The sequence below is a fragment of the Bradyrhizobium sp. Mp27 genome, assembly GCF_029953005.1.
In the GTDB taxonomy this organism is placed as follows: domain Bacteria; phylum Pseudomonadota; class Alphaproteobacteria; order Rhizobiales; family Xanthobacteraceae; genus Bradyrhizobium; species Bradyrhizobium barranii.
Genome location: NZ_JASAUS010000035.1, coordinates 15,511 through 38,512, shown reverse-complemented (window position 1 = coordinate 38,512; position 23,002 = coordinate 15,511). Strand labels below are relative to the sequence as shown.

Here is a 23,002-nt window from a genome sequence, read left to right as displayed (position 1 = left end):
TCATCGCGCCGGGAAATTGAGCGCGTAGTCGCGGTCGTTCATTCCCGTCGGTGCGGCGAATGGAAAGCGCAGGCTGGTGTCGAGGAAGTCGTGGCTGTGCACGACCAGGTTCTCGCGGTCGATCAGCACCACGCCATAGGCCGGCGGCTCATGGCTGGCGAGATGGTCGGTCGCGGCAGCGTCAAGCTCGAACCAGACCTGGTGGTTGGTGCCGCGGAGCGTCGAGAACGGGATCTTGCCGTAGCTGCCGAAGATCGGCCGGTGCACGTGGCCGAAGAAGAGGTGACGGATGCGTGCGCGATAGGGCGCGATCACCTCGGCGAATTCGGCGCTCTGCGCCAGTGCGATCTCGTCCATTGCGTGGACGCCGACCGGGAAGGGCGGATGATGCATGAAGACGACGAACGGCATGTCGGCGGGCGCGGCCGCCAGCGTGCTTGCGAGCCAGCCGAGGCGCTTGGCGCACATCTCGCCGGCGTGGCTGGTCTCGTCCAGCGTGTCCAGGAACACGAACAACCCGTGCTCGGTGGTGCGCGTGCCCTGCACAAAGCCGTTCAGGTCGCGCGGCGCGGCCTTCAGGCCGTCGAGGCAGGCCACGCGCTTGTCGTGATTGCCGACCATGGCGATGTACGGAATTTTCAGCGCGGCCATCGCCTCGGCGAAATTGGCGTAGGATTCAGGCTCGCCCCAATGGGTGAGGTCACCGGTCACGACTGCGAAGGCAGCATCGGACTGGTGCTTGTTGATGTCGGCAACCGCCGCGTCCAGCCGTGCGCGCGGATCGAGGCCATAGAGCTTCAGTCCGGGGTTCGCGAGATGCGTGTCGGTGATGTGGATGAATTTGAAGGGCATGGCGCGTCAGGACTGTTGGAGGATGGGCGCCTCCGGCAGGACGTCCCTGACAGGCCGTTAGAGCGCCAGTGTTTCAGTTTGATGACAGCGGTTCCTACGGCGCGTGGAAGGTGTGGACATGCTTGGGACGACCGGGCGAGCGTACTCTGGGGCCGAATGACCTCTCATGATTGAGGCGCAAGCTGCGGTCTACCTTACCGCGAAGATGCGGTCGTGGTTTGCTCATGCTGCTCACCAAATTTGCATCACGAGACCTCCGAATGTTGCCGCCGCGTGTCCTCCCCAAGCTGGGTTTGCTTGCTGCCTCCCTGCTGCTTGTCGTCGTCTGCGCCGTCCCCGATGCGGTGCGCGCCGAATTCAATTTCGCCCGTTACAAGGAGACCGATCTCGACGAGTTCCTGGCGCGGCGGCGACCGGCTACCGGCCTCGACGTCTACCCGATGTCGCCGCTGAAGCTTGACGTCACGCTGGCCTCCCACGGGGAGCCGTGCGCCAGCGGCGCGCTCGAGCGATCGCTGATCATGAGCGGCATGCCCAAGACCGACGCCGACGCCTTGCTGGCGACCAACTGCATCGCGGTCCGCTCCGCCAAGGGGCGCGAGCTCAAGGTCTTCATCCAGGATGTGGTCTACGGCTTCTTGCCGGCGGAGGTGTCGGTTGGGGACAAGCTCTCGCTCTTTGCGATCCATGCCTTCACGTCCCCCGAAGGGCCGGGGCTGCTGGTCAATGAATTCCTGACCCCGCGCAGCTTTCCGCGCGCCGACAAGCCGGCAGACAAGACGATGACCTCCTGTGGATGCTGGACCCACGACGAGCATCCCGGCGTCGATTTCACCTCCGACAAGGCAGGCGGCCTGGTGGCGGCGATGGCGGACGGCGTCGTCTTCAAGATCGAGACCAGCGAGCAAGCGCCGGCCGACCTGCCCGTGATCGGCGGTTGCGGCCGCTACGTCGTGCTCAAGCATACTTATCCGAACGGCGGCATCGTCTACACACGCTACGTCCAGCTCGGTCGCATTGTTGGGCCGAAGGGAAGGGCACTTGCGGTCGATGCGAGCGTCAAGGCCAAGGACACGATCGGCGAGATCGGCCCGAACAAGGTGCTGCATTTCGAGATCCGCCCGGTCGCGCCCGGCACAACGACGACGAACAAGGCCTGGGCCGAGCGGTACGGCAATGTGCCGGACATGGAGTGGTCCCGCTACGATCCCGTCGATCCGCAAAAGTTCGACGCGGCGTCGTTCGGTGGGGTCAGGAAGGCGACGAAGTAAGAAGATGCGTAGGGTGGATTAGCGAAGCGTAATCCGCCTCTTTACTTTCCGTTTGTTGAGAGAAGCGGTGGATTACGCCTTCGGCTAATCCACCCTACGCACCGAGCTACGTCCCGCAGAACGTCTGCAGCACCCGCTGGTCCGGCAGCGGCGGGTCGGCGTAGGCAGCATAGTCCGGCTGGTGCTCGAACGGCTTGGCCAGCACCTTCACCAGCTCTTCGAACGGCGCGTAGTCGTCGTTGTTCACCGCGGCCTGGATCACGGCCTCGACGCGGTGGTTGCGCGGGATGAAGATCGGGTTGACGGCGTGCATCGCGGCCTGCCGCTCGGCCGCGGTCTGCGGCTCCAGGGCGACGCGTTCGCGCCAGCGTCCGGCCCACTCGTCGAAGGCTGCGGGCTCCATGAACTGCGCGCGCACATCGGCGCCATCATCACGTGCGGCGTCGCCGAGCTTGCGGAAGGTGAGGGTGAAGTCGGCCTGGTTCTTTGCCATGGCATCGAGCAGGTCCTGGATCAGGGCCTCGTCGCCATCACGCTCGGTGAACAGGCCGACCTTCTTGCGCAGGCCCGCCTGATAGGCCGTGCTGAACGTCTCGGCGAAGGCGCCAAGAATGTCCTGGGCTTCGGCGACCGCCTTTTCCTGGTCGTCGGAGAACAGCGGCAGCAGGCATTCGGCGAGCCGGGTCAGATTCCACAGCGCGATGCGCGGTTGATTGGCATAGGCGTAGCGGCCCATCTCGTCGATCGACGAAAACACCTGCGCAGGGTTGTACGCGTCCATGAAGGCGCAGGGGCCGTAATCGATGGTCTCGCCCGAGATGGAGCTGTTGTCGGTGTTCATCACGCCGTGGATGAAGCCGACCAGCAGCCAGCGCGCGATGAGATCGGCCTGACGCGCGACGACGCCGGCGAGCAGGGCGTGATAGGGGCGCTCTGCATGGAGCAGATCCGGATAGTGGCGGGCGATGACGTGGTCGGCGAGCCGGCGGATCGCGCCGGTGTCGCGGCGGACGGCGAAGAACTGGAAGGTGCCGACGCGGATGTGGCTCGCGGCGACGCGCGTCAGCACGGCGCCGGGCAGCGCGGTCTCGCGGATGACGTGCTCGCCGGTGACGACCGCGGCGAGCGAGCGCGTGGTCGGGATGCCGAGCGCAAACATGGCTTCGCTGACGATGTATTCGCGCAGCACCGGCCCGAGCGCGGCGCGGCCATCGCCGCGGCGGGAGAACGGGGTGGGGCCCGAGCCCTTGAGCTGGATGTCGCGGCGGACGCCGTCCCTGTCGATGACCTCGCCGAGCAGGATCGCCCGGCCGTCACCGAGCTGGGGCACGAATTGCCCGAACTGATGGCCGGCATAGGCCATGGCGATTGGGTCGGCGCCAGCGGGAACCGTTTTCCCGGCCAGGATCTCGGCACCCTCAGGGGTCTCCAGCAGATCCGGGTCGAGCCCGAGCTGAACCGCCAGCGGGCGGTTCAGCTTGATCAGCCGGGGGGCGGCCACAGGGGTCGGAGCGACCCGGGCAAAGAAGCTGTCCGGCAGTGCCGAATACGAGTTCTGGAAGGGGAAATGGACGGTCATGGAGGTAAAGATAGGCGGGGAACGCCTGATGGCAAAGGCTTGAGGCCCAATCGGCCAAAAATGCGCGCTTCGGCCCCAAAACAGCCCGTTCCCTTGGTTGCCGCCCCCGGCGTCGTCGGGTAAACCCTGCCGCAACTTCGGACCGGTCGTTTCAGGCCGTCCGATTCGACCCCTCCGACATTGATTTTGGGACGACCATGCATCGCTACCGGTCACATACATGCGGCGCGCTCCGCGAGAGCAACATCGGCGAAACAGTTCGCCTCTCGGGCTGGGTCCATCGCGTTCGCGACCATGGCGGCGTGCTGTTCATCGACCTGCGCGACCATTACGGCCTGACCCAGTGCGTGGTCGATCCGGACTCGCCGGCGTTCGCGCTGGCCGAAAAGCTCCGCTCGGAATTCGTGGTCAAGATGGACGGCAAGGTCCGCCGCCGCCCCGAGGGGACCGACAATGACGATCTGCCGACCGGCAAGATCGAGATCTATGTCAGCGAGATCGAGGTGCTGGGTCCGGCCGGCGACCTGCCGCTGCCGGTGTTCGGCGATCAGGACTATCCTGAAGACATCCGCCTGAAGTACCGCTTCCTCGATTTGCGCCGCGAGAAGCTGCACCAGAACATCATGACGCGCGTCGATATCATCAAGTCGATGCGTCGGCGCATGGAGGGGCAGGGGTTCTTCGAGTTCAACACGCCGATCCTGACTGCGTCCTCGCCGGAAGGCGCGCGCGACTTCCTGGTGCCGTCGCGCATCCATCCCGGCAAGTTCTACGCGCTGCCGCAGGCGCCGCAGCAGTACAAGCAGCTGCTGATGATGTCGGGCTTCGACCGCTATTTCCAGATTGCGCCCTGTTTCCGCGACGAGGACCCGCGCGCCGACCGTCTGCCGGGCGAGTTCTATCAGCTCGACGTCGAGATGAGCTTTGTCACGCAGGAGGACGTCTTTGCGGCGATGGAGCCCGTCATCACTGGCGTGTTCGAGGAGTTCGCCAAGGGCAAGCCGGTGAGCAAGAACTGGCGCCGCATCCCGTTCGCCGAGGCGCTGCGCAAATACGGCAGCGATAAGCCGGACCTGCGCAACCCGATCGAGATGCAGGACGTCTCCGAGCATTTCCGCGGCTCCGGCTTCAAGGTCTTTGCGCGCATGCTCGAAGACCCCAAGAACCAGGTCTGGGCGATCCCGGCGCCGGGCGGTGGCAGCCGCGCGTTCTGCGACCGCATGAACTCGTGGGCGCAGGGTGAAGGCCAACCCGGTCTCGGCTACATCATGTGGCGCGAGGGCGGCGAGGGCGCTGGCCCGCTCGCGAACAACATCGGGCCTGAGCGCACCGCAGCGATCCGCGCGCAGATCGGCGTCAAGGAAGGCGATGCGGCCTTCTTCGTCGCCGGCGATCCCGACAAGTTCTGGAAATTCTCAGGTCTCGCCCGCAACAAGGTCGGCGAGGAGCTGAACCTCACAGACAAGGAGCGGTTCGAACTCGCCTGGATCGTCGACTTCCCGATGTACGAGTACAACGAAGACGACAAGAAGGTCGACTTCTCGCACAACCCGTTCTCGATGCCGCAGGGCGGCTTGGATGCGTTGAAGGGCCAGGATCCGCTGACCATCAAGGCGTTCCAGTACGACATCACCTGCAACGGCTATGAGATCGCCTCGGGCGGCATCCGCAACCACGTGCCGGAAGCGATGGTGAAGGCGTTCGAGATCGCGGGTTACGGCGAGCAGGAAGTGGTCGACCGCTTCGGCGGCATGTACCGCGCCTTCCAATACGGCGCGCCGCCGCATGGCGGCATGGCCGCGGGCGTCGACCGCATCGTGATGCTTCTGTGCGGCACCAATAATCTGCGCGAGATCTCGCTGTTCCCGATGAACCAGCAGGCCATGGATCTGCTGATGGGTGCACCGTCGGAACCCAGCACCAAGCAGCTCCGCGAGCTGCATGTGCGGGTGAACCTGCCGCAGAAGTGATCTGAGCCGGTTTTCGGTCTCGTGCCCCGGACGCAGCGCAGCGCGACTTCAGCGGTGCGCTGCAGAGCCGGGGCCCATGTCTCGGCGAGCAGCGGCGCTTCTGGGTCCCGGCTCTGCGCAGCAGCGTACGAACGCTGCAGCGCGTCCGGGATACAAGACCACCGCTCGCCCCTACAGCCCCGTCGACGCCTCGATCCTGAACTGCGCCAGCGCGACGATCGGCTCGCTGTTCAGCGCGTCTATGAGCTGGACCACCGGCAGCTTGCCGAGCGGCGTGAGCTTGATCGTCAGCGTCTGACCTGAGGTCTCGACGAAGCCGGCGAGTGCATCGACCGCCGCTTTGGCATCGAGATTGGCGGCCGTGACCTTCTCGCCCTGCGCCCGGATCATCTCGGCGATGGCGCTGCGGGCGGCGTCGCGGCTGACATTCTGCATGCGCGAGAACTGCGCCACGACGAGATCGACGACGCCGCTGTCGCGCAGGGAGAGCTCGATCGCGCCGGTCTCGATCTGCGCCGCCTGGCCCATGGCCTGCACCGGATCGGCCGTGAACACGCCGCGCGGCACATTGGCGAGCGCGAAGCGGGCCTGAGCTTTCGCAAGGTTGCCGAGATCGATCGTGGCAGGCGCGAGCGCAAACGCGCCGGAGGACTCCGTCCAGGCGGCACCGAGATCGAGGTCGATCGCGAGCTTGTCCACGCCCGCCATGATCAGCGGCCGTTGCGCCGGATTGGAGGGATCGGTCGGCGTGACCATCTTCACGACCAGATTGGCCTTGCTCGGGATCGATCCGACCAACTGGCCCCAGTTCAGGCTGATCGTGTCGATGGTGATGAGCTGCCGCGTGTTCTTGAAAGGAGAGACCACGCCCTTGATCTCGGCACCTTCGAGCACCCGGAACAGGCCGAGCATCTGATCGGGCGAGGGGGGCTGCCCGGGGGTTCTGAGGCTCGCCGCCCAGCGTATCAGATTCGCCGCGCTGAAGGATTTCAGCGCGAAGCGCTCCATCCTGAGCTGCCCCTGCGGCGTCGGCATATCGAGGCCTTCCAGCGCTATTCTGTTTTGTTCGTATTTGAAGGCGTTGAGCTTTCCCGTTCCTTGCGGCGTCTCGACCGTTTGCTTGCCGATTTCGGCCTTGCCGATCTGAAAGCCCTCGAAGAAGTCGGCCACCTTCTCGATCATGTCGCGCGATTGCGCCGGCGTCGGGATCGAACCGTCAGCCGGCATCAACGCCATGATTTCGGCCATGCGGAATTTCGAGGGCCGGATCGCAATGTCGTCGATGGCGACGTCGTCGATTTTCACACGCACGCCCGGTGCCATCGTCACCACGTATGAATTGGCCGAGATGCGTCGATAGATCCTGTGGAAACTGTCGTCGCTCGACCCTTGCGGATCGAGCGCGGCCGTCACTGCGCTTGCGTCGAAATCGTAAGCGGCCAGACCGGACAGCTCGCCGGTCATTTTCCCGGGCTTGCCCGGCTGGGTCACGTCGAGCGAGTAGGTGATGCGGTCCGTTTTCGCCGTTTCGATCTTGCCGCGATTGACGTTCTGGACCGCAAGACCGGAATAGACGAAATCTCCGCCGCCGGCATTGCCGGTGCCCGCGTCGACGTTGACTGCGATGGTCGGTGCCATGATCGAGGACGCCGAGACAGTTGCGTATTGCGCGAGCATGAAGCGGTACATGTCGACGATCGAGCCGGACAGCGGAGCGCTGGCCGCACGGGTGGGACCGGAAAACTCGTGAGCGATGATCTGCGGAATCTTGTAGTTCGCTTTCAGCTTCGCCCGATCGGTGTACGTGAAGGCGACCTCGACCCCTGACACGTCGATGCTGTCGGCCGAGAAATGGGCCTCATTCGGCTGGCGTACGCCGACGGCCGTGACCTTTGCAATCTTGACGTTGGCTAACTCAGGCTGGGCGGGCTCGACATTGATATTCTCGATCGTCAGCGTCCGAGTCGCGAGCTCGAACGCCACCTTGCCGTGGCTCGCCTTGCCGCCACTGGCGCGGATCTGCTCGAACGCCGCCTCGACCTCGGCGGTGGCCCGATGCTGGGTGTAGAGATTGAAGCCGAACCATCCGCCCGCGGCAAGCACGGCCGCCGCGATCAGGCCGATCAGGATCCGCTTCATTCCCAGCTCCAGTTGCCCGTTTTGCACTGCGCAACCTGCCATATTCGGGAAATGCCGCGCGGTCTAGGGAAAGCTAACGCTATCAGATATTTGACCATGCGCCCTGTTGATGGGGCCGTAATCGGATGTTGCCACCGGGGCGCCCGCCGTGCTTCATCCCGTTTCCATGACCCGGAAATACCGTCCGCTTGGGCGGCGGCTCCGGATGAGGCATTTTGAAGCCGGTAACGCGAGGCGAGACACCGCATGTCGTCTTATTCTGATGATCTCCACCGGGCGGCGCTGGCCTATCACCGTCTGCCGCGCCCCGGAAAGCTCGAGATCCAGGCGAGCAAGCCGCTTGCCAACCAGCGTGACCTCGCGCTTGCCTATTCTCCGGGCGTTGCTGCCGCCTGCACCGAGATCGCCAAGAACCCGGCGGAGGCTGCCACGCTCACCACCCGCGCCAATCTGGTCGCGGTGGTCTCCAACGGCACCGCGGTGCTCGGCCTCGGCAATATCGGCCCGCTGGCCTCCAAGCCGGTGATGGAGGGCAAGGCCGTCCTGTTCAAGAAATTCGCCGGCATCGACGTGTTCGACATCGAGATCGCCGCCGACACCATCGAGCGCGTGGTCGAGACCGTGGCGGCGCTCGAGCCGACCTTCGGCGGCATCAATCTCGAGGACATCCGCGGACCGGAATGCTTCGAGATCGAGGCGCAGCTGAAGGAGCGCATGAAGATCCCGGTCTTCCATGACGATCAGCACGGCACCGCCATCATCGTCGCCGCCGCCATCACCAATGGCCTGAGGCTGAACGGCAAGAAGCTGTCCGACGTCAAGATCGTGGCGTCGGGGGCAGGGGCCGCCGCGATCGCGACGCTCAACCTCCTGGTCTCGATGGGCGCGCAGCGCAAGAACATCTGGGTCTGCGACATCGACGGTCTCGTGCATGAGGGCCGCAACACCACGATGGACCGCTGGAAGGCGGTCTACGCGCAGAAGACCGACAAGCGCACGCTGGGTGACGTCATCGGCGGCGCCGACATCTTCATCGGACTGTCGGCACCGGGCGTGCTCAAGCCGGAGATGGCCAAGGCGATGGGCGACAAGCCCCTGATCATGGCGCTCGCCAATCCGACCCCGGAGATCATGCCGGAGGAGGCGCGGAAGGTGCGCCCCGACGCCATGATCTGCACCGGGCGCTCGGACTATCCGAACCAGGTCAACAACGTCCTCTGCTTTCCGTTCATCTTCCGCGGCGCGCTCGACGTCGGCGCCAGCGCCATCAACGAGGAGATGAAGCACGCCGCCGTCGAAGCCATCGCGCAGCTCGCGCGTGAGGCGCCGTCTGATGCAGTCGCGCAAGGCTTTGACACCGGCGAAACACAGGGCTTTGGCCCGGGCTCGCTGATCCCGAGCCCCTTTGATCCCAGGTTGATTCTGCGCATCGCGCCCGCCGTCGCCAAGGCGGCGATGGAGTCGGGCGTCGCGACGCGCCCCATCACCAATTTTGACGAATACACCGCGCTGCTCGAGCGCTTCGCCTTCCGCTCCGGCCTCGTCATGAAGCCGATGTTCGCCAAGGCCAAGACCCAGCCGGTGCGCGTGATCTACGCCGAAGGCGAGGACGAGCGCGTGCTGCGTGCCACGCAAGTGGTGCTGGAGGAGAAGCTGGCGACGCCGATCCTGGTCGGGCGTCCGTCGGTCGTCGAGGCGCGCATCAAGCGCTTCGGCCTGTCGATCAAGGCAGGCAAGGATTTCGACCTCGTCAATCCCGAGGACGATCCGCGCTATCGCTCCTATGTGCAGTCCTATGTCGAGGTCGCCGGCCGTCGCGGCGTGACGCCGGATGCGGCGCGCACGGTGGTGCGCACTAACAACACGGTGATCGCCGCGCTCGCGGTCACACGCGGGGAGGCGGATGCCATGCTCTGCGGCGTCGAAGGCCGCTACATGCACCACCTCCGCCACGTCCGCGAGATCATCGGCTTCTCCGCGGGGATCATCGACTATGCGGCGCTGGCGCTGCTGATTACCAGCAAGGGCGCCTTCTTCATCGCCGACACGCAAGTTCGGCCCAATCCGAGCGCCGAGGAGCTCGCCGAGATCGCCTCGCTGGCGGCGGTCCATGTCCAGCGCTTCAACATCAAACCGAAGATCGCCTTCGTCTCGCACTCGGATTTCGGCAGCTACGACACCGAGTCCTCGCGCAAGATGCGCCGTGCGACCCAGCTGTTGAAGGAGAAGCATCCGGAGATCGAGGCCGACGGCGAGATGCAGGGCGACACCGCGCTCTCGTCGGCTGCGCGCCGCATGGTGCTGCCGCACTCCAAGCTCGAGGGCGAGGCCAACATCATGATCATGCCGAGCCTCGACACCGCCAACGTCGCCTATCAGATGATCAAGTCGCTGGCGGATGCGCTCCCTGTCGGCCCGATCCTGATCGGCCCGGCACGCCCGGCCCATATCCTCACGCCGTCGGTGACGGCGCGAGGCATCCTCAACATGACGGCAGTTGCGGTCGTGGAAGCGCAGGAGCGCGCTGCACGGCAGCAGCCGACGTTGTTTACGTAAGGCGAGCGAGCTCCGGCCGCTCGAAAGGTCTAGTCCCTTCTCCCCTTGCGGGAGAAGGTGGCGCGTAGCGCCGGATGAGGGGTATCTCTCCGCGAGACGACATCGCAGGAATTGCCCGTGCCGATAGTAACCCTTCGCCCGTCTCGCCGCTACGCGGCGATCCATCCTCTCCCACCACAAGGGGAGAAGGTGCACCGCCCGAATCGCCAACTTTGAATTGCTCGCAGTTCGCCATTTCCCCGTTTGTAAACCGGCGCACGACTCTTCATAATCGCCCGGTACTCTCGTCAAGACGCCGATTTCAAAAAGCCTGAGCCAAGAGGCCGATCATGCCAGCGTTCGTGACTTTCGGGCGAATCCTGTTCGCCGTGCTGTTCATCTACACGGGCGCGACCAAGCTCTTTGCCCTCCAGGCGACGGCCGATTTCATCGCCACCAAGGTCGTGGTGCCGGAAGTCATCGAGCCTTATGCCAAGCAGATCGAGACGGCGACCGCCATGGCCACGCCGCAGCTTCTGGCGATCGCGGTCGGCGGGCTCGAGATCATTGCAGGCGTGATGATCGCACTGAATTTCGGCGCGCGCTTTTTCGCTTTGCTGATGATCATCTACATCGCGGTCTCGACCGTCCTGTTCTCCGATTTCTGGAATCAGGCCGCGCCCGACAACGCCAGGATGGTGGTCGACGCGCTGAAGAATCTCTCGATCATCGGCGCGCTGTTCATGATCATGGGCTATGGCCGCGCTACGCGCTCGGCCGAGACGGCCTACGGGGACGTGTAAAGCAAGTTGATGGCTCGTCCGTTTGCGATGAGCGCATGAACCATCATTCACAGATTATGGTTTTGAGATCACAGCGGTTCAACAAAATCGTGGCCGCTGCGGATCGACCGGTCTCTCCACTTGTCGGAATCCGTCCGAGCCCAATAGTACCGACAGTTCCGGTTGCACAGGTGCAATCGGCACTGGGTGATTGGGGGCGGACTTGGTTCAATCGAAGCGCAAGGCGGCGGCGCGCGCTGCTGTCGTTCTGGGGGCGGCGCAAGTTGCGGCGGTTTCTTTAACCGCGGCCTGTGCTGCAGACTTGCCCGTGAAGGCGCGGCCGCTGACGGCACCCGTGGCGAACTGGACCCAGTTTTACGCCGGCGGCGGACTGGGCTTCGACTTCGCGACCGGACGGTCGAACCTGACGCCGGTCGGCGGTGGCCCGGATTTGTTCAGCCTCGACGGCTTGCAGGGCGCCGATCTCGGGCTGTCGGTTTTCGCCGGATTTGACGTCCAGGTTGCGCCGCGTTTCGTGGTCGGCGGTTTCGTCGATTACGACTGGTCGCGCCAGCGCACGACGGCCAGTGCGTCGAGCCCGTTCTTTGGCCAGAGCCTGAGTGCTGCGCTGCCATCGCTGGACCAAGGCTGGACGATCGGCGGCCGTGCGGGATTTCTGGTGACGCCCGATATCCTGCTCTACGGCCTCGCCGGCTACAGCGAGATGCGCATCAATAATTGGAACTTGAACTACGTGATCCTCGGGGGAGGGCCTTCGTTCACGGTGCAGGAATCGGGGCTGACGTCGCACGGTTACACGGTCGGCGCCGGCGCGGAATATCGCCTCGCGAGCAACGTGTCACTGCGCGGCGAATACCGCTACGTCGCGCTTGGCCGCAACACGACGGTCGATCCGCTCGGCGCGGTCTGGACCACGGACCTGTCCGAGCATGTGGTCAGGATCGGCGCGGCCTATCGCTTCGGCCAGTTCGGCGGACCTGCGACCGCTTCAGTGGCGCCCGCGCTGAATCCGACATGGACGGGCGTTTACGTTGGCGCGGGTATCGGGGGCGACGTCATCACGCCCCATGTCGCGGGATCGTTTGCCGGCGTGCTGGATTTCGACGCGTCCGGTCTGGGCGGCGCCGATGTCGGCGGCACTTTCACGATCGGCTACGATCGTCAGGTCGCGCCGAGATGGGTCCTCGGCGCATTCGGGTTGATCGATGCTGGGACCAATGGCGGCGCCAAGGTCAACGCATCGGGCGGAGGTGTTGCGATCTCGTCTGATCTCGCGGCGGTGAAGTGGGGGTGGACCGTCGGTGGACGCGTCGGCTATCTCGTGGCACCGGAGACGCTGGTCTACCTGCTCGGCGGCTACAGCGGAACGACGGCGCAGTCGATCTCGTACAATTTCCTCGGATTTCCCGGCACCGCTCCGACGCGGGAATATCACGGCGCGACATTCGGCGGCGGATTCGAGCGGTTCTTCACCGACAGCATCTCCGCACGCGCCGAATATCGCGTCACGCATCTCGGGGCACGAGACGATCTGGCGTCTGATTTCATGACCAGCCTGAGCGCGGGCGGCACGGTGCACACGCTGCGCGGTGTGCTGGCCTATCACCTTCCGGCGCCGTAGCGCAGATCGCCTGTGCTAGACTCGGCGCCACGGCGTCACTGTGACGTCATGCGCCGCGTCGAGCAGATACGGCGCCCCAGGCTTCATCCCGTGTGACGCCAGCACCTCATGCGGCGTCCGCTCCGGCACGCCGACAAAGCAGCCTTCGCCGCCGGGCAGCCGCACATGCGGGGCTTCCGACAGCCAGAACGTGTCGTAGCGGTCCATGAACATGTCGAACACTACGGGGCCGCCGATGATTGCGACCGTGCCGGAGGCGACATCGGCGAAAGCGCAGGCCTCCTCGAAGCTCGCATGCTCGGGATTCCACAGCGTCGCGTTCGGCATCTCCGGGTCGACGGTGAGCGCCTTGATCTTGCGGGTGAGGATCAGCCGCTTGCGCTTCGGCGAATTCGGCTGCTGCTCGTGCGAGTGTCCGCCGTGCACGACGACCGCGGCTCGATCGAGCGCTTGCTCGAAAAAGCGCTTGTCGCCTTCGAACACCAACGTTGAGGGCATGATGTGCGACGGATCGGCAAGCATGCCGTCCGCCGATATGATGACGTAACCTTCAAACCGGAAAGACAATTGCGGTCTATTCCGAGACCGTCGTCACGACGGAATTGACCGGGCGCGTGCTCACCGTCGGCAGCTTGACGTCCTTGAGCAGCTCCTGGTCGTATTCCGGCAGCGTCGAGGCCGGGAACTTCGCGCGCATCGCCACCACCTTGTAGCCGCCGGCCTTCAGGCGCTTGAGCAGCTCGGGCAGGGCTTCCGCCGTGTGCTTCTGGAAGTCGTGCATCAGGATGATGCCCTTGCCCTTGGTGTCGAGCTTCTTCATCACGGTCTCGATCACCTTCTCGGGCTTCGACGCCTTGAAGTCGAACGAGTCGATGTCACAGGAGAAGATCGCGACGTTGCGGTTGCCGAGATAGGTGACCATCTCCGGCGGGTGCTGGAGCGCCGGGAAGCGGAAGAACGGCGAGGGCGAGATGCCGCCGAGCGCCCACTTCACTGCCGAGAATCCCTTCTCGATCTCTTCCTTGCGCTGCGCTTCCGTGAGCTTCTTGTTGTTGAGGTTGGCGTGCGACCAGGTGTGGGCGCCGACGGTGTGGCCGGCCGCATAGACCTGCTTCAGGATCTCCGGCTCATAGGTCGCGTGCTTGCCGATCGAGAAGAAGATGCCGGTGGTGCATTCGTCGGCGAGCGCCTTCAACACGGCCGGCGTGTTCTTCGGCCATGGGCCGTCGTCGAAGGTCAGCACGACCTCCTTGTCGCGCAGGAAGTCGAGCTCCTTGAAATGCTCGAAGCCGAAGCCCGGACCACCCGTGGTGTCGATCTCCACGGTGCGGGCGACGCCGAGCGCACCGGGCGTGTTGCAGGCCGCGCGGGCGGGCTGGGGCGCCTGTTTCGGCGGGGGCGGGAAGGCCGCTTGCGTCGGCGCTGCGGCTGCCGCCGCGGGAGCGGGCGCCGGTGCTGCCGCGGGGGCTGCAGCCGGTGCCGCTTGGGTGGCGGCTGCGGGCTTTGCGGCCGGGGTCTGCGACCACGCTGCGCCTGCCATCGCAACCGACATCGCGCTTGCCAAAATCAGTCCTGCCGCCACACGCATGGTGTTGTCCTCGAGATTGATCCCGTTGTTCCGCCGCAGCTTTTCGCCTCTGGCAAAACCATCCTGCCCCTTGAAAGTCCTAGCCTAGATGGTGGGCCCTCGTCATTGCAACGGCTGTTTGGCACCCCGCCACAATTGTGCCCAACCGGATGCGGGCTGCGGGTGTCAGCTGTCGGCCAGCGCCTTCGCAATCGCCGTCTTGACCCGTGTGTCCGTCGGATCGACCGCAGACGGATACACCTCGGCAATGTAGCCGTCGCGCCCGATCAGGTATTTGTGGAAGTTCCAGCGCGGAACGTCGCGGGGGCGCGCCTCGGCCGCCCATTTGTAGAACGGATGCGCTTTGGCGCCGACCACCACGGCCTTGGCCGCGATCGGGAAGGTAACGCCGTATTGGTGGTGCGCGGTCTCCGTGATCTCGCTGGTGCCGCCGGGCTCCTGGCCGCCGAAATCATTGGAGGGTACGCCGATCACGGTGAGCCCGCGCTCGCGAAACTCGCTCCAGAGCTCCTGCAGGCCGGCATATTGCGGAGTGTAGCCGCAGAGCGAAGCAGTGTTGACGACCAGCAGCGGCTTGCCCGTGAACGCGGCAAGGCGGATGTCGTCGCCTGATAATGCAGGGAAAGAGAAGGCATAGGCCGAGATCCGGCTCATGCCGCCATCGGCACGGCTGCGTCCAGCAGACGCGGTCGTCGCGACAAGCGCGGCGAGCATGGTCCTGCGATGCAGCATGGCAACGTCCCCCGACGTGATCCGGGACGTACCTTACTGCGTCGGCGCGACGCGCCTGGTCAACACCGCGTTATCGGACGCGGCAAGGCGCCACTTCGCTCGAAAGCGCTCTAGTACAGGCGGACGATGAAGTCGGTGCCTTCGCCGGTCTCGCCCTGGTTGATGCCCTGGTCGGAGACGATGATCGAGCCGCCCGAAGTCAGCATCTCGTTGATCTTCGCCATGGTGTCCGCAGGGATCGAGATACGGTCGAGTGCCTCGGCCGGGCTGTCCGGCGTGACCATGGGCTTGGCTGTAACGGACTTGGCGGCGACGGGGATCACGGCGGCGCCACGCTGGCGGAGTGTCACGCGACTGTCATCTTGGCGCGCGGCGGCGCGGGCGGAGACCGGCAGCGACACCACCGACCAACGCAGCGCATTGGTGTCGGTCTTGTCGACCTCGGCGGTGAAGACGTGGGTGCCGAGCGGCCGGTCGCTCGCAGCGATCGTGACGGGAACCTCGAACAGCGGGGCAAAGTTCTGCCGCACGTAGAGCTTGGAATCCTTGCGGCTGATGAACACCGCGATCTGGCCGGCCCGTTTGGGCGTCTCGGGCTTCGCGGCAGGCGCAGGATCGGCGACGCGGGTCTCGTCCTTCTTGGCGTCGGGCGATGCGGTGAGCGCCGGTGCGGCAGCGGGCGCATCGGGTTTCTTCGCGGGCTCGGCGGCTTCAGCCTTGGGCGCTTCCGCAGTCTTGGGCGCTTCTGCGGCCTCAACGGGCTTTGCGTCGGTGCTTGCGGGCTTGGCGGCTTCTTCCGACTGCGGCTTGACCGGGTCAGACGCCTCGGCGGTCTTTTCAGACTTGGCCTCAACCTTGTCGGCCGGAGCGGCTGCTTCCGCGCGCGCCGGTGCATTGCCGGTGGTCACATCCGACATCACGGTATGGCCGACTGACGAACGCAGCTCGAGCGCGCTCTCCGCGCTGGCGGTCTTCGTCTCGACGGGTTTTGCTTCGCTGACTTTGGTTGGTGCGGCGCCCTTGTCGGCCTTGTCGCCGACATTGATCTGCGGCTCCAGGCTGACGGCGGGCTGCGGCGGCACGCGCACCGAGGCGAGCAGGGGATGCGAGAAATTTTGCGGCGACATCTGGCCGGGCGAGACGATCACGCGCGCGCCCATCCTTGTCCAGTTCCACATCTTCACCGCGAACGCCATCGGCATGCGGATGCAACCGTGCGAGGCCGGATAGCCCGGCAGCACGCCGGCATGCATGGCGATGCCGGACCAGGTGATCCGCTGCATGTACGGCATCGGCGCGCCGCTATAGATGTTGGACTGGTGGAATTTGTGCTTCTGGATCACGCTGAACACGCCCATCGGCGTCGAGTGGCCCTTCATGCCTGTCGACACCGGGGATTCCGCGAACACGCCGTTGGTGTCGTAGACCGTCACCTTCTGCCGATCGATCGACACGACGATCACGAGCGGACCTTGCGGCTTGGTGCCGGCTTCCTTCTCGGCGACGACCGCTTTCTTGCCAGCCGTACTGCGCTTCTGAGGCTTCTGCCGGGGAAAGTCGGGATAGCGCTCCTGCCGGGCGGTGTAGGACCCGTCGGAGTAGTCGCTCCAGTAGTAGTACGCCGCGTCCGCCTGGCTGGTCCAGCCAATCGCACCGGCCGCCGTCAAAATGGCGACCTGCCACAGCCGGACCGGCCTGGCAGAAAAACTGGCCCCGTTCACGCTATTCATTCCTCGAATCCACAATCCAACTCAGAAATTAGTCTCGCAGAGGGGATACGCGTTCACTAGCACGGCAGTTCTGCCGCCAGTGACTTTTGTCCATGACGTAGCAAAAAAGCCTCACGGAGCGGTAAACGGTGGCCGCGACGGCAGCCGGTCGTCTTCCTGACCGGCTGTCGCATGCCTACATTGCCGGGACTTCCTACCGGAGAACTTCATGTCATCTCGTTTCCCCGGTCTTTCCGGCATCCGCTTGAAAGACCTTGCTTTATTCCTTCTGTTGCTGGCTGTCCCAGCGAACTCTGCAATCGCCGCCGACGAGCCGGATCTGATCTTCCGCCGCTCGACGGTGTTCAAATGGATGAGCCCGAATGACAAGCTCGCGACCTACGGTCTCGACGACCCCGAAGTCGAGGGCGTGGCGTGCCATTTCACGGTGCCGGAGAAGGGTGGCTTCAAGGGCTGGCTCGGCCTTGCCGAGGAGGTCTCGGATATCTCGCTGGCCTGCCGCCAGGTCGGTCCGATCAAGTTCAAGAACAAGATGGAGCAGGGCGACGACATGTTCCGCCAGCGCCGCTCGCTGTTCTTCAAGAAGATGCAGATCGTGCGCGGCTGTGACGCCAAACGCAATGTGCTGGTCTACATGGTCTATTCGGACCGGCTGATCGAGGGCTCGCCGAAGAACTCGACCTCGACGGTGCCGGTCATGCCGTGGGGACCGGCTGACGCAAACGTCCAGAAGTGCGGCGAGTTCTTCACTCAGTGACGAGAGCGCGTTCAGTGACGCGGTTGCGTTCCCTGAGTGACGCGCGTGCGTTCACTCAGTGAGGAGAGTGCGGCTGGCACACGCGGCTTTGCGAGATGCGAGCCGGTCAGTCGCACGAATGCTTGTGGGGCTGCCTCGTGGCCGCGGCCCGACTGCAGCGACATTGCCCCGATTGACGCGACCTTGCTGGCTTGTTGGTCGGCGCGGTCCGTCGGCAGGTCCGCGTCGCGCGGCGTTGCGCGATCTTGCGCCGTCATGATGGCATCCCTCAACTGAACGCGCCCGGTGGTTCCGGGCTTCTCGGTTTCGATGGCTTGGGTCGCAGTCGAATCGTCCCCGGTTCGACGGAACCCAGCCCTCGTTCGGGCTTCTCTTCAGCAGAAAAACGTAAAATGCATGTGAAGTGCGGAAGGCGTGCGTGTGACTGCGCGCAGTGTGGGCCCGCTTCCAAGCGCGGAGAGAGCCTACAAGGCCACTTTCAGACCCGCCGCGGCCCCTCTGAAAAGACTGGGATTTTCCGCTGAATGTTTCGTCGCCTGGGGCGCGATGAAACAATTCTCACAAAGACGAAACCATTTTCCGCTTTTGGCGCATCACGCGCGAAACGACGCATGGTTATCAGCTTCGCAACGACGACGGCGCATCGCCGGCCACGGAACTGGGACACAAGATCATGCGCACGCTCAGCTTCATCCTTGCCTTCGCTTTCGTGCTCGCCGGCTCTTCGTTCGCGGGGGCGCCGGACGGCAATCTCCCGGGTGTCGGCACCTTCCAGTACAGCGGCTCGCCGGTCACCACCACGGCGCCGCAGCAGATCGTGGTCGCTGCGCGTTTCTGATCGACAGCCAAGAAAAATCACAAGAAAATCACAAGAAAAACCAGCCGATAAAGGCCATCATGATTGTCCGGTTCTGCGCCGCAGCGTTCGTTTCGCTTCTGACGATCAGCGCTGCCCACGCGCAGGTTCGCGCTCCCTCGAGGCTACCGGATCCCCGCAGCGAGTTCGTGCGTCAGTGTGCGCCGCGGATGCTCGGGCGCTGGGAGCATCCCGAGGAGGTCTGCGGCTGCCTGCATGACCACGCCGCCGCGGCCGTCGAGGACCGCGATCTGCGCGAGGCGCTGTTGCGCGGCATCAGCGAGACCGGCGTGCCAACGATCGAGACTGATTGGGTGCCGGCGTCCAAGCAGGGCGAGATCGGCTCGACCTTCACCAAGATCGCCAAACCGACCTTGCAGTGCATGTTCGACCCGGCGAAGTCGTGACCATCACTTCGATTTCGGACCGTAGCGCGGTACGCAGGCGCTGGTCCGCGCCACGCCCTTGTCGGTCATTCTCGCGCCGCGCACTTCCTTGACCTGCCCGGCGGGGCAGGTTCCGTCATCCACTTGCACGCGCTGGCCGAGCTTGAGATCGGTGATGTCCTGTTCACGTCCGACAGTGACGGCATGCGCCGTCGTCGCGAGCGCGACCCAGATCAGCAGCGAGAGGCAGGTCGCGCGGCGCAGCAGCATGATGTGAGGTCCCGGCATCGATGCCGCAATGTAGGGAGCGGCAGGCGATTCTCATAGTGAACGTTCGTCATGCCCGCCGGGCCGATTTGCTCCTCGCGCGCAAGGCGCTGCGCGACTCCAGCGCGAGCCGTTCGGCGGAGGCCACGAGTTGCGGAACCGCGTGACCGGAAAATCCCAGCACGAACCCGGGCAGGGGACGCGCGCGCGAATAGGTGTCGGCCAGCAGCCAGCCTTCTGCGCCCGCGGCCTGCTTCGCGTGCGCCGCGACCGTAAGCTCGACCGACGGATCGAACCGGGCGACGAGGTGCAGCCCTTGCGACGGCACCGGCACCGACAGCGCGCCGTCGGATGCTGCCTCCAGCGTCTCGGCCAGCGCGTCGCGCGCCTCGCGATAAAGCTTGCGCACGCGCTTCAAGTTGGCGGCGAACGCGCCGGAATTGAGCATGTCGGCCACCGCACCCTCCATCAGCGTGCCGGGAAAGCGGTCGAGCGCGGCGCGCGCGGCCGTGACATCAGCGATCAGCCGCTCGGGCAGCGCGCAATAGCCGATGCGCAGGCCCGGAAACAGCGTCTTGGCGAACGTGCCCATGTAGATCACGCGCTGGAGATGATCGATGCCGGCAAGCGACATCAACGGCGCGCCGTCATAGCGGAACTCGCTGTCGTAGTCGTCCTCGAGCACGAAGGCGCCGGCCTGCCTCGCCCAATCCAGCAGCTCCAGCCGTCGCGGCATCGACATCTGCACGCCCAGCGGAAACTGGTGCGATGGCGTCACATAGGCTGCGCGTGCGGACGATGCGGCGGTGCGGCCCTTGGCGATACGTATCCCGTGCTCGTCGACGGGAACGGGCACGGCACGATAACCGCAATGCGAAATGGTGTTTCGCGCAGCGGGGTAGCCCGGGTCCTCGCACCAGACCTGGTCGTTCGGCTTCAGGATCGCGCTCAGCACGATGCGCAACGCGTGCAGCGTGCCCGATGTCAGCATGATCTGATCGGGATCGCAGCGCAGTCCACGTGCCGACAGCAGATGATCGGCGATCGCCGCGCGCAGCTCGCGGCTGCCGCGCGGATCGCCATAATGCAGATGCTCGGACCCGAACGCGCGCATGCGCCGCCCGACGAAGGCACGGAAGCGCTGCAGCGCGCGCTCGTCGATATGGGTACAGCCGAGCGAGAATGCGCCCCGCCGCGGCGCTTCGACCACGGCCTTCGGCTTCTTCGACTCGGCCGCAGGCGCCGGAATGCGTGCGGCGACGAAAGTGCCGGAGCCAACGGTCGCGTCGGCAAAGCCGTCGGCGATCAGCCGTTCATAGGCAGTGACGACGGCGTTGCGGCGGAAGCCGGTCTGCTTGGCCAGTGTCCGCGACGGCGGCAGCGGCTCACCGGGTTTGACGAGGCCAGAGACGATCATGTCGCACAACGCCTGGTACAGCCGGTGCGCCGATGACGCGCCCGCGGTGATGTGCGGGCCGGTGAGGTCGAGGGGCAACTCCGCCTTGGCGGGTGCGGGTAAATTGGTCGGAATTTTTCGCATGGAATTGGCACTATCGCAGACCAAATCGGCGGCTACAACTCTCCTGGAATTGTTCCAAGCCCGACAGGAGCGGCCGTGAGCCAGAATTCCTATCCGACGTCAGCGCGCAACCAGGTGAAGCGCCGTCACGACCGTGGCTTCTACGATCACGACACGGTTCATCGCATCCTGGATTCCTCGATGCTCTGTCACGTCTCCTACGTGATCGACGGCCAGCCCTATTGCACGCCGACCTTCTTCTGGCGCGAGGGGACAAAACTCTATTGGCACGGCTCGAGCGCGAGCCGCATGCTGCGCAACCAGACCAGGGGCGAGCGCGTCTGCCTCACGGTCGCCCATCTCGACAGCCTCGTGCTGGCGCGCTGCGGCTTCAACCATTCCGCCGACTACCGCGCCGTGATGGCGTTCGGCACTGCCTATCTCGTCACCGACCCCGAGGAGAAGGAGCGGGCAGTGACCGCGATGGTCGACCGTTTTTTCCCGGACCGCACCGCGAGCCTGCGTCAGAGCAGCGCGCAGGAGATCAAGGCGACCTCCTTCATCGCGATGGAGATCGAGGAGGCCTCGGCCAAAGTCCGCGCCAAGGGTGTGGCTGACGACGAGGAGGACTACGAATTGCCGATCTATGCCGAGCGCATCCCCGTGCGCACCGTCTTGGCCGCGCCGGAGCCGTGCCCGCGCCTGCTGGATGGTGTAACCCGGCCAGCGACGCTGAATGGCTATTCGGAAGGCCGGCTGCTCGAAGATGCATTGCGGGATGCTTATTTTGTGGAGTACCCGAACGGCTGAAATCGGCTAGCTTGCGCGCACCATTGACCTATTGGATGCCTGGAGTTGCCTGATGAATGCCGACACGCAGCAGAGGATTCTTGACGCCGTCGATGCCGGCTTCGAAGCCCAGCTTGCGACCACAAGCGATTTCGTCGCGATCCCTTCGACCCGCGGGGCAGAGGGGCCGTGCCAGGACATGATCGGCGACCTCCTGCGCGCGCGTGGCTACGAGGTCGACGACTGGCACATCGATGTCGATGACCTCAAGGACCTGCGCGGCTTCGGCCCGATCGAGCATGATTTCTCCAAGGCGCGCACGGTGGTGGGCACCTACCGTCCGCAAACGAATGGCGGCAAATCGCTGATCCTCCAGGGGCACTGCGACGTGGTGCCCGCGGGGCCGCTGGAACTGTGGGACACGCCGCCATTCTCGCCGGTCATCAAGGACGGGAAGATGTTCGGCCGCGGCGCCTGCGACATGAAGTCGGGCACGATCGGCGCGCTCTACGCGCTTGATGCGATCAAGGCGGCGGGTTTCAAGCCGACGGCGCGGATCCACTTCCAGTCCGTGATCGAGGAGGAGAGCACCGGCGTCGGCGCGCTCTCGACATTGCAGCGCGGCTATCGCGCCGACGCCTGCTTCATCCCGGAGCCGACCGGCGGCAAGATGGTGCGCTCGCAGGTCGGCGTGATCTGGTTTCGCCTGCGCGTGAAGGGCCATCCGACCCACGTTGCCTTCGCCGGCTCCGGCGCCAACGCAATCATGGCGGCCTATCATTTGATCCAGGCGCTGCAGAAACTCGAGATCGAATGGAACGAGCGCGCGAAAGCCGATCGGCACTTCAAGACGCTGAACCATCCCATCAACTTCAACCCTGGCATCATCAAGGGCGGCGACTGGGCCTCCAGCGTGCCGGCCTGGTGCGACGTCGATTGCCGTATCGCGGTCCTGCCGGGCTGGTCGATCGCCGATCACCAGAAGGAGATCATGGCCTGCGTTGCGGCTGCCGCGCGCAACCACCGCTTCCTCGCCAACAATCCGCCGGAGGTCGAATGGTCGGGTTTCCTGTCGGAAGGGTATGAACTGACCGACGCCGCGGTGCCGGAGGACGCGTTCGGCAAGGCCTTCAGCACCGTCTATGGCGGCGAAATCCAAGACCTCGTCTTCACCGCGCTCACCGACACCCGCTTCTACGGTCTCAATCACGGCATCCCGAGCCTCTGCTTCGGCGCGAGCGGCGGCGAGATGCACGGCTTCAACGAATTCGTCGACCTGGAGTCGCTGAAGAAGTCGACCAAGGCGATGGCCCTGTTCATCGCGGATTGGTGCGGGGTGGAGAAGGCGTAGGTCTCTCCCCCGTCATTGCGAGGAGCCCTTGCGACGAAGCAATCCAGACCGTCGCTGCGGAAGCAGACTGGATTGCTTCGCTGCGCTCGCAATGACGGGCGGACGGTCCTGTAGGGTGGGCAAAGGCGCTCTTGCGCCGTGCCCACCATCTCTCTTCGATCTTGCACGAAAGGGTGGGCCCGCTTCCGCCTTCGCTCTTCGAGCTACGGCGGACAAGTCGCTTTGCCCACCCTACGGCATCTCGGCCGGGGCGACCG

The 23,002-nt window shown here is 64.8% G+C and carries 20 protein-coding genes; 10 read left to right on the top strand and 10 right to left on the bottom strand.

Features of this window, described 5'->3' with window-relative positions:
• On the bottom strand, positions 1 to 852 hold the full coding sequence (locus tag QJT78_RS19390; protein ID WP_028147786.1) for a phosphodiesterase: 852 nt from the start codon (positions 850 to 852) through the stop codon (positions 1 to 3).
• A 260-nt stretch (positions 853 to 1,112) separates the two neighbouring features.
• Here QJT78_RS19390 and QJT78_RS19385 point away from each other — a divergent pair, with 260 nt between their 5' ends.
• Entirely contained in the window at positions 1,113 to 2,123 is a 1,011-nt protein-coding gene (locus QJT78_RS19385; protein WP_049807577.1) for a M23 family metallopeptidase, read from the top strand.
• 106 nt (positions 2,124 to 2,229) lie between these two features.
• On the opposite strand, the gene QJT78_RS19380 is transcribed toward QJT78_RS19385, so the two are convergent.
• A complete protein-coding gene (locus QJT78_RS19380; RefSeq protein WP_028147787.1) occupies positions 2,230 to 3,702 on the bottom strand; it encodes a protein adenylyltransferase SelO in 1,473 nt (490 codons plus the stop codon).
• Between the two features lie 197 nt (positions 3,703 to 3,899).
• Between QJT78_RS19380 and aspS the strand changes: the two genes are divergently transcribed.
• Entirely contained in the window at positions 3,900 to 5,672 is a 1,773-nt protein-coding gene (gene aspS, locus QJT78_RS19375; RefSeq protein ID WP_014495735.1) for an aspartate--tRNA ligase, read from the top strand.
• Positions 5,673 to 5,843: 171 nt separating this feature from the next.
• On the opposite strand, the gene QJT78_RS19370 is transcribed toward aspS, so the two are convergent.
• Positions 5,844 to 7,811 (bottom strand): hypothetical protein, encoded by a 1,968-nt coding sequence (locus QJT78_RS19370; RefSeq protein WP_028147788.1) that lies wholly within the window; start codon positions 7,809 to 7,811, stop codon positions 5,844 to 5,846.
• 246 nt (positions 7,812 to 8,057) lie between these two features.
• On the opposite strand from QJT78_RS19370, the gene QJT78_RS19365 reads away from it, so the two are divergent.
• The 3 genes from QJT78_RS19365 (at position 8,058) to QJT78_RS19355 (ending at position 12,770) form a co-directional block, all read left to right on the top strand.
• On the top strand, positions 8,058 to 10,367 hold the full coding sequence (locus QJT78_RS19365) for an NADP-dependent malic enzyme (RefSeq protein ID WP_028147789.1): 2,310 nt from the start codon (positions 8,058 to 8,060) through the stop codon (positions 10,365 to 10,367).
• A 329-nt stretch (positions 10,368 to 10,696) separates the two neighbouring features.
• Complete coding sequence (locus QJT78_RS19360) at positions 10,697 to 11,149, top strand: DoxX family membrane protein (RefSeq protein WP_028147790.1); 453 nt, start codon at positions 10,697 to 10,699, stop codon at positions 11,147 to 11,149.
• 307 nt (positions 11,150 to 11,456) lie between these two features.
• Entirely contained in the window at positions 11,457 to 12,770 is a 1,314-nt protein-coding gene (locus QJT78_RS19355) for an outer membrane beta-barrel protein (RefSeq protein WP_240537572.1), read from the top strand.
• Positions 12,771 to 12,785: 15 nt separating this feature from the next.
• Here the strand turns inward: QJT78_RS19355 and QJT78_RS19350 are convergent, their stop codons facing one another.
• The 4 genes from QJT78_RS19350 to QJT78_RS19335 all read right to left on the bottom strand — a co-directional run bounded on the left by QJT78_RS19350 (position 12,786) and on the right by QJT78_RS19335 (position 16,820).
• Entirely contained in the window at positions 12,786 to 13,337 is a 552-nt protein-coding gene (locus QJT78_RS19350) for a dihydrofolate reductase (RefSeq protein ID WP_028147792.1), read from the bottom strand.
• A 7-nt stretch (positions 13,338 to 13,344) separates the two neighbouring features.
• Positions 13,345 to 14,358, bottom strand: a complete 1,014-nt coding sequence (locus tag QJT78_RS19345) for a polysaccharide deacetylase family protein (RefSeq protein WP_028147793.1) — start codon at positions 14,356 to 14,358, stop codon at positions 13,345 to 13,347.
• 165 nt (positions 14,359 to 14,523) lie between these two features.
• On the bottom strand, positions 14,524 to 15,090 hold the full coding sequence (locus tag QJT78_RS19340; protein WP_028147794.1) for a glutathione peroxidase: 567 nt from the start codon (positions 15,088 to 15,090) through the stop codon (positions 14,524 to 14,526).
• 110 nt (positions 15,091 to 15,200) lie between these two features.
• A complete protein-coding gene (locus QJT78_RS19335; RefSeq protein WP_028147795.1) occupies positions 15,201 to 16,820 on the bottom strand; it encodes a L,D-transpeptidase in 1,620 nt (539 codons plus the stop codon).
• A gap of 208 nt (positions 16,821 to 17,028) precedes the next feature.
• On the opposite strand from QJT78_RS19335, the gene QJT78_RS19330 reads away from it, so the two are divergent.
• Positions 17,029 to 17,577 (top strand): CreA family protein, encoded by a 549-nt coding sequence (locus QJT78_RS19330; protein ID WP_028147796.1) that lies wholly within the window; start codon positions 17,029 to 17,031, stop codon positions 17,575 to 17,577.
• Positions 17,578 to 17,588: 11 nt separating this feature from the next.
• On the opposite strand, the gene QJT78_RS19325 is transcribed toward QJT78_RS19330, so the two are convergent.
• Entirely contained in the window at positions 17,589 to 17,834 is a 246-nt protein-coding gene (locus QJT78_RS19325; protein ID WP_049807576.1) for a hypothetical protein, read from the bottom strand.
• A 416-nt stretch (positions 17,835 to 18,250) separates the two neighbouring features.
• Here QJT78_RS19325 and QJT78_RS19320 point away from each other — a divergent pair, with 416 nt between their 5' ends.
• Together QJT78_RS19320 and QJT78_RS19315 are read left to right on the top strand one after the other, a co-directional pair.
• Positions 18,251 to 18,415, top strand: a complete 165-nt coding sequence (locus tag QJT78_RS19320) for a hypothetical protein (RefSeq protein WP_193375936.1) — start codon at positions 18,251 to 18,253, stop codon at positions 18,413 to 18,415.
• Positions 18,416 to 18,474: 59 nt separating this feature from the next.
• Entirely contained in the window at positions 18,475 to 18,840 is a 366-nt protein-coding gene (locus tag QJT78_RS19315) for a hypothetical protein (RefSeq protein ID WP_028147797.1), read from the top strand.
• A gap of 3 nt (positions 18,841 to 18,843) precedes the next feature.
• On the opposite strand, the gene QJT78_RS19310 is transcribed toward QJT78_RS19315, so the two are convergent.
• Complete coding sequence (locus QJT78_RS19310) at positions 18,844 to 19,089, bottom strand: DUF6719 family protein (protein ID WP_028147798.1); 246 nt, start codon at positions 19,087 to 19,089, stop codon at positions 18,844 to 18,846.
• 67 nt (positions 19,090 to 19,156) lie between these two features.
• Positions 19,157 to 20,626 (bottom strand): PLP-dependent aminotransferase family protein, encoded by a 1,470-nt coding sequence (locus QJT78_RS19305; protein ID WP_038943080.1) that lies wholly within the window; start codon positions 20,624 to 20,626, stop codon positions 19,157 to 19,159.
• Positions 20,627 to 20,701: 75 nt separating this feature from the next.
• Here QJT78_RS19305 and QJT78_RS19300 point away from each other — a divergent pair, with 75 nt between their 5' ends.
• Together QJT78_RS19300 and QJT78_RS19295 are read left to right on the top strand one after the other, a co-directional pair.
• Positions 20,702 to 21,415: a pyridoxamine 5'-phosphate oxidase family protein gene (locus QJT78_RS19300; RefSeq protein ID WP_028147799.1), complete on the top strand. Its 714-nt coding sequence runs from the start codon at positions 20,702 to 20,704 to the stop codon at positions 21,413 to 21,415.
• 52 nt (positions 21,416 to 21,467) lie between these two features.
• Positions 21,468 to 22,745 carry an ArgE/DapE family deacylase gene (locus QJT78_RS19295; RefSeq protein WP_281460276.1) on the top strand — a complete coding sequence of 426 codons (1,278 nt, stop codon included), beginning with the start codon at positions 21,468 to 21,470 and terminating at the stop codon, positions 22,743 to 22,745.
• The last annotated feature ends 257 nt before the right edge of the window (positions 22,746 to 23,002 follow it).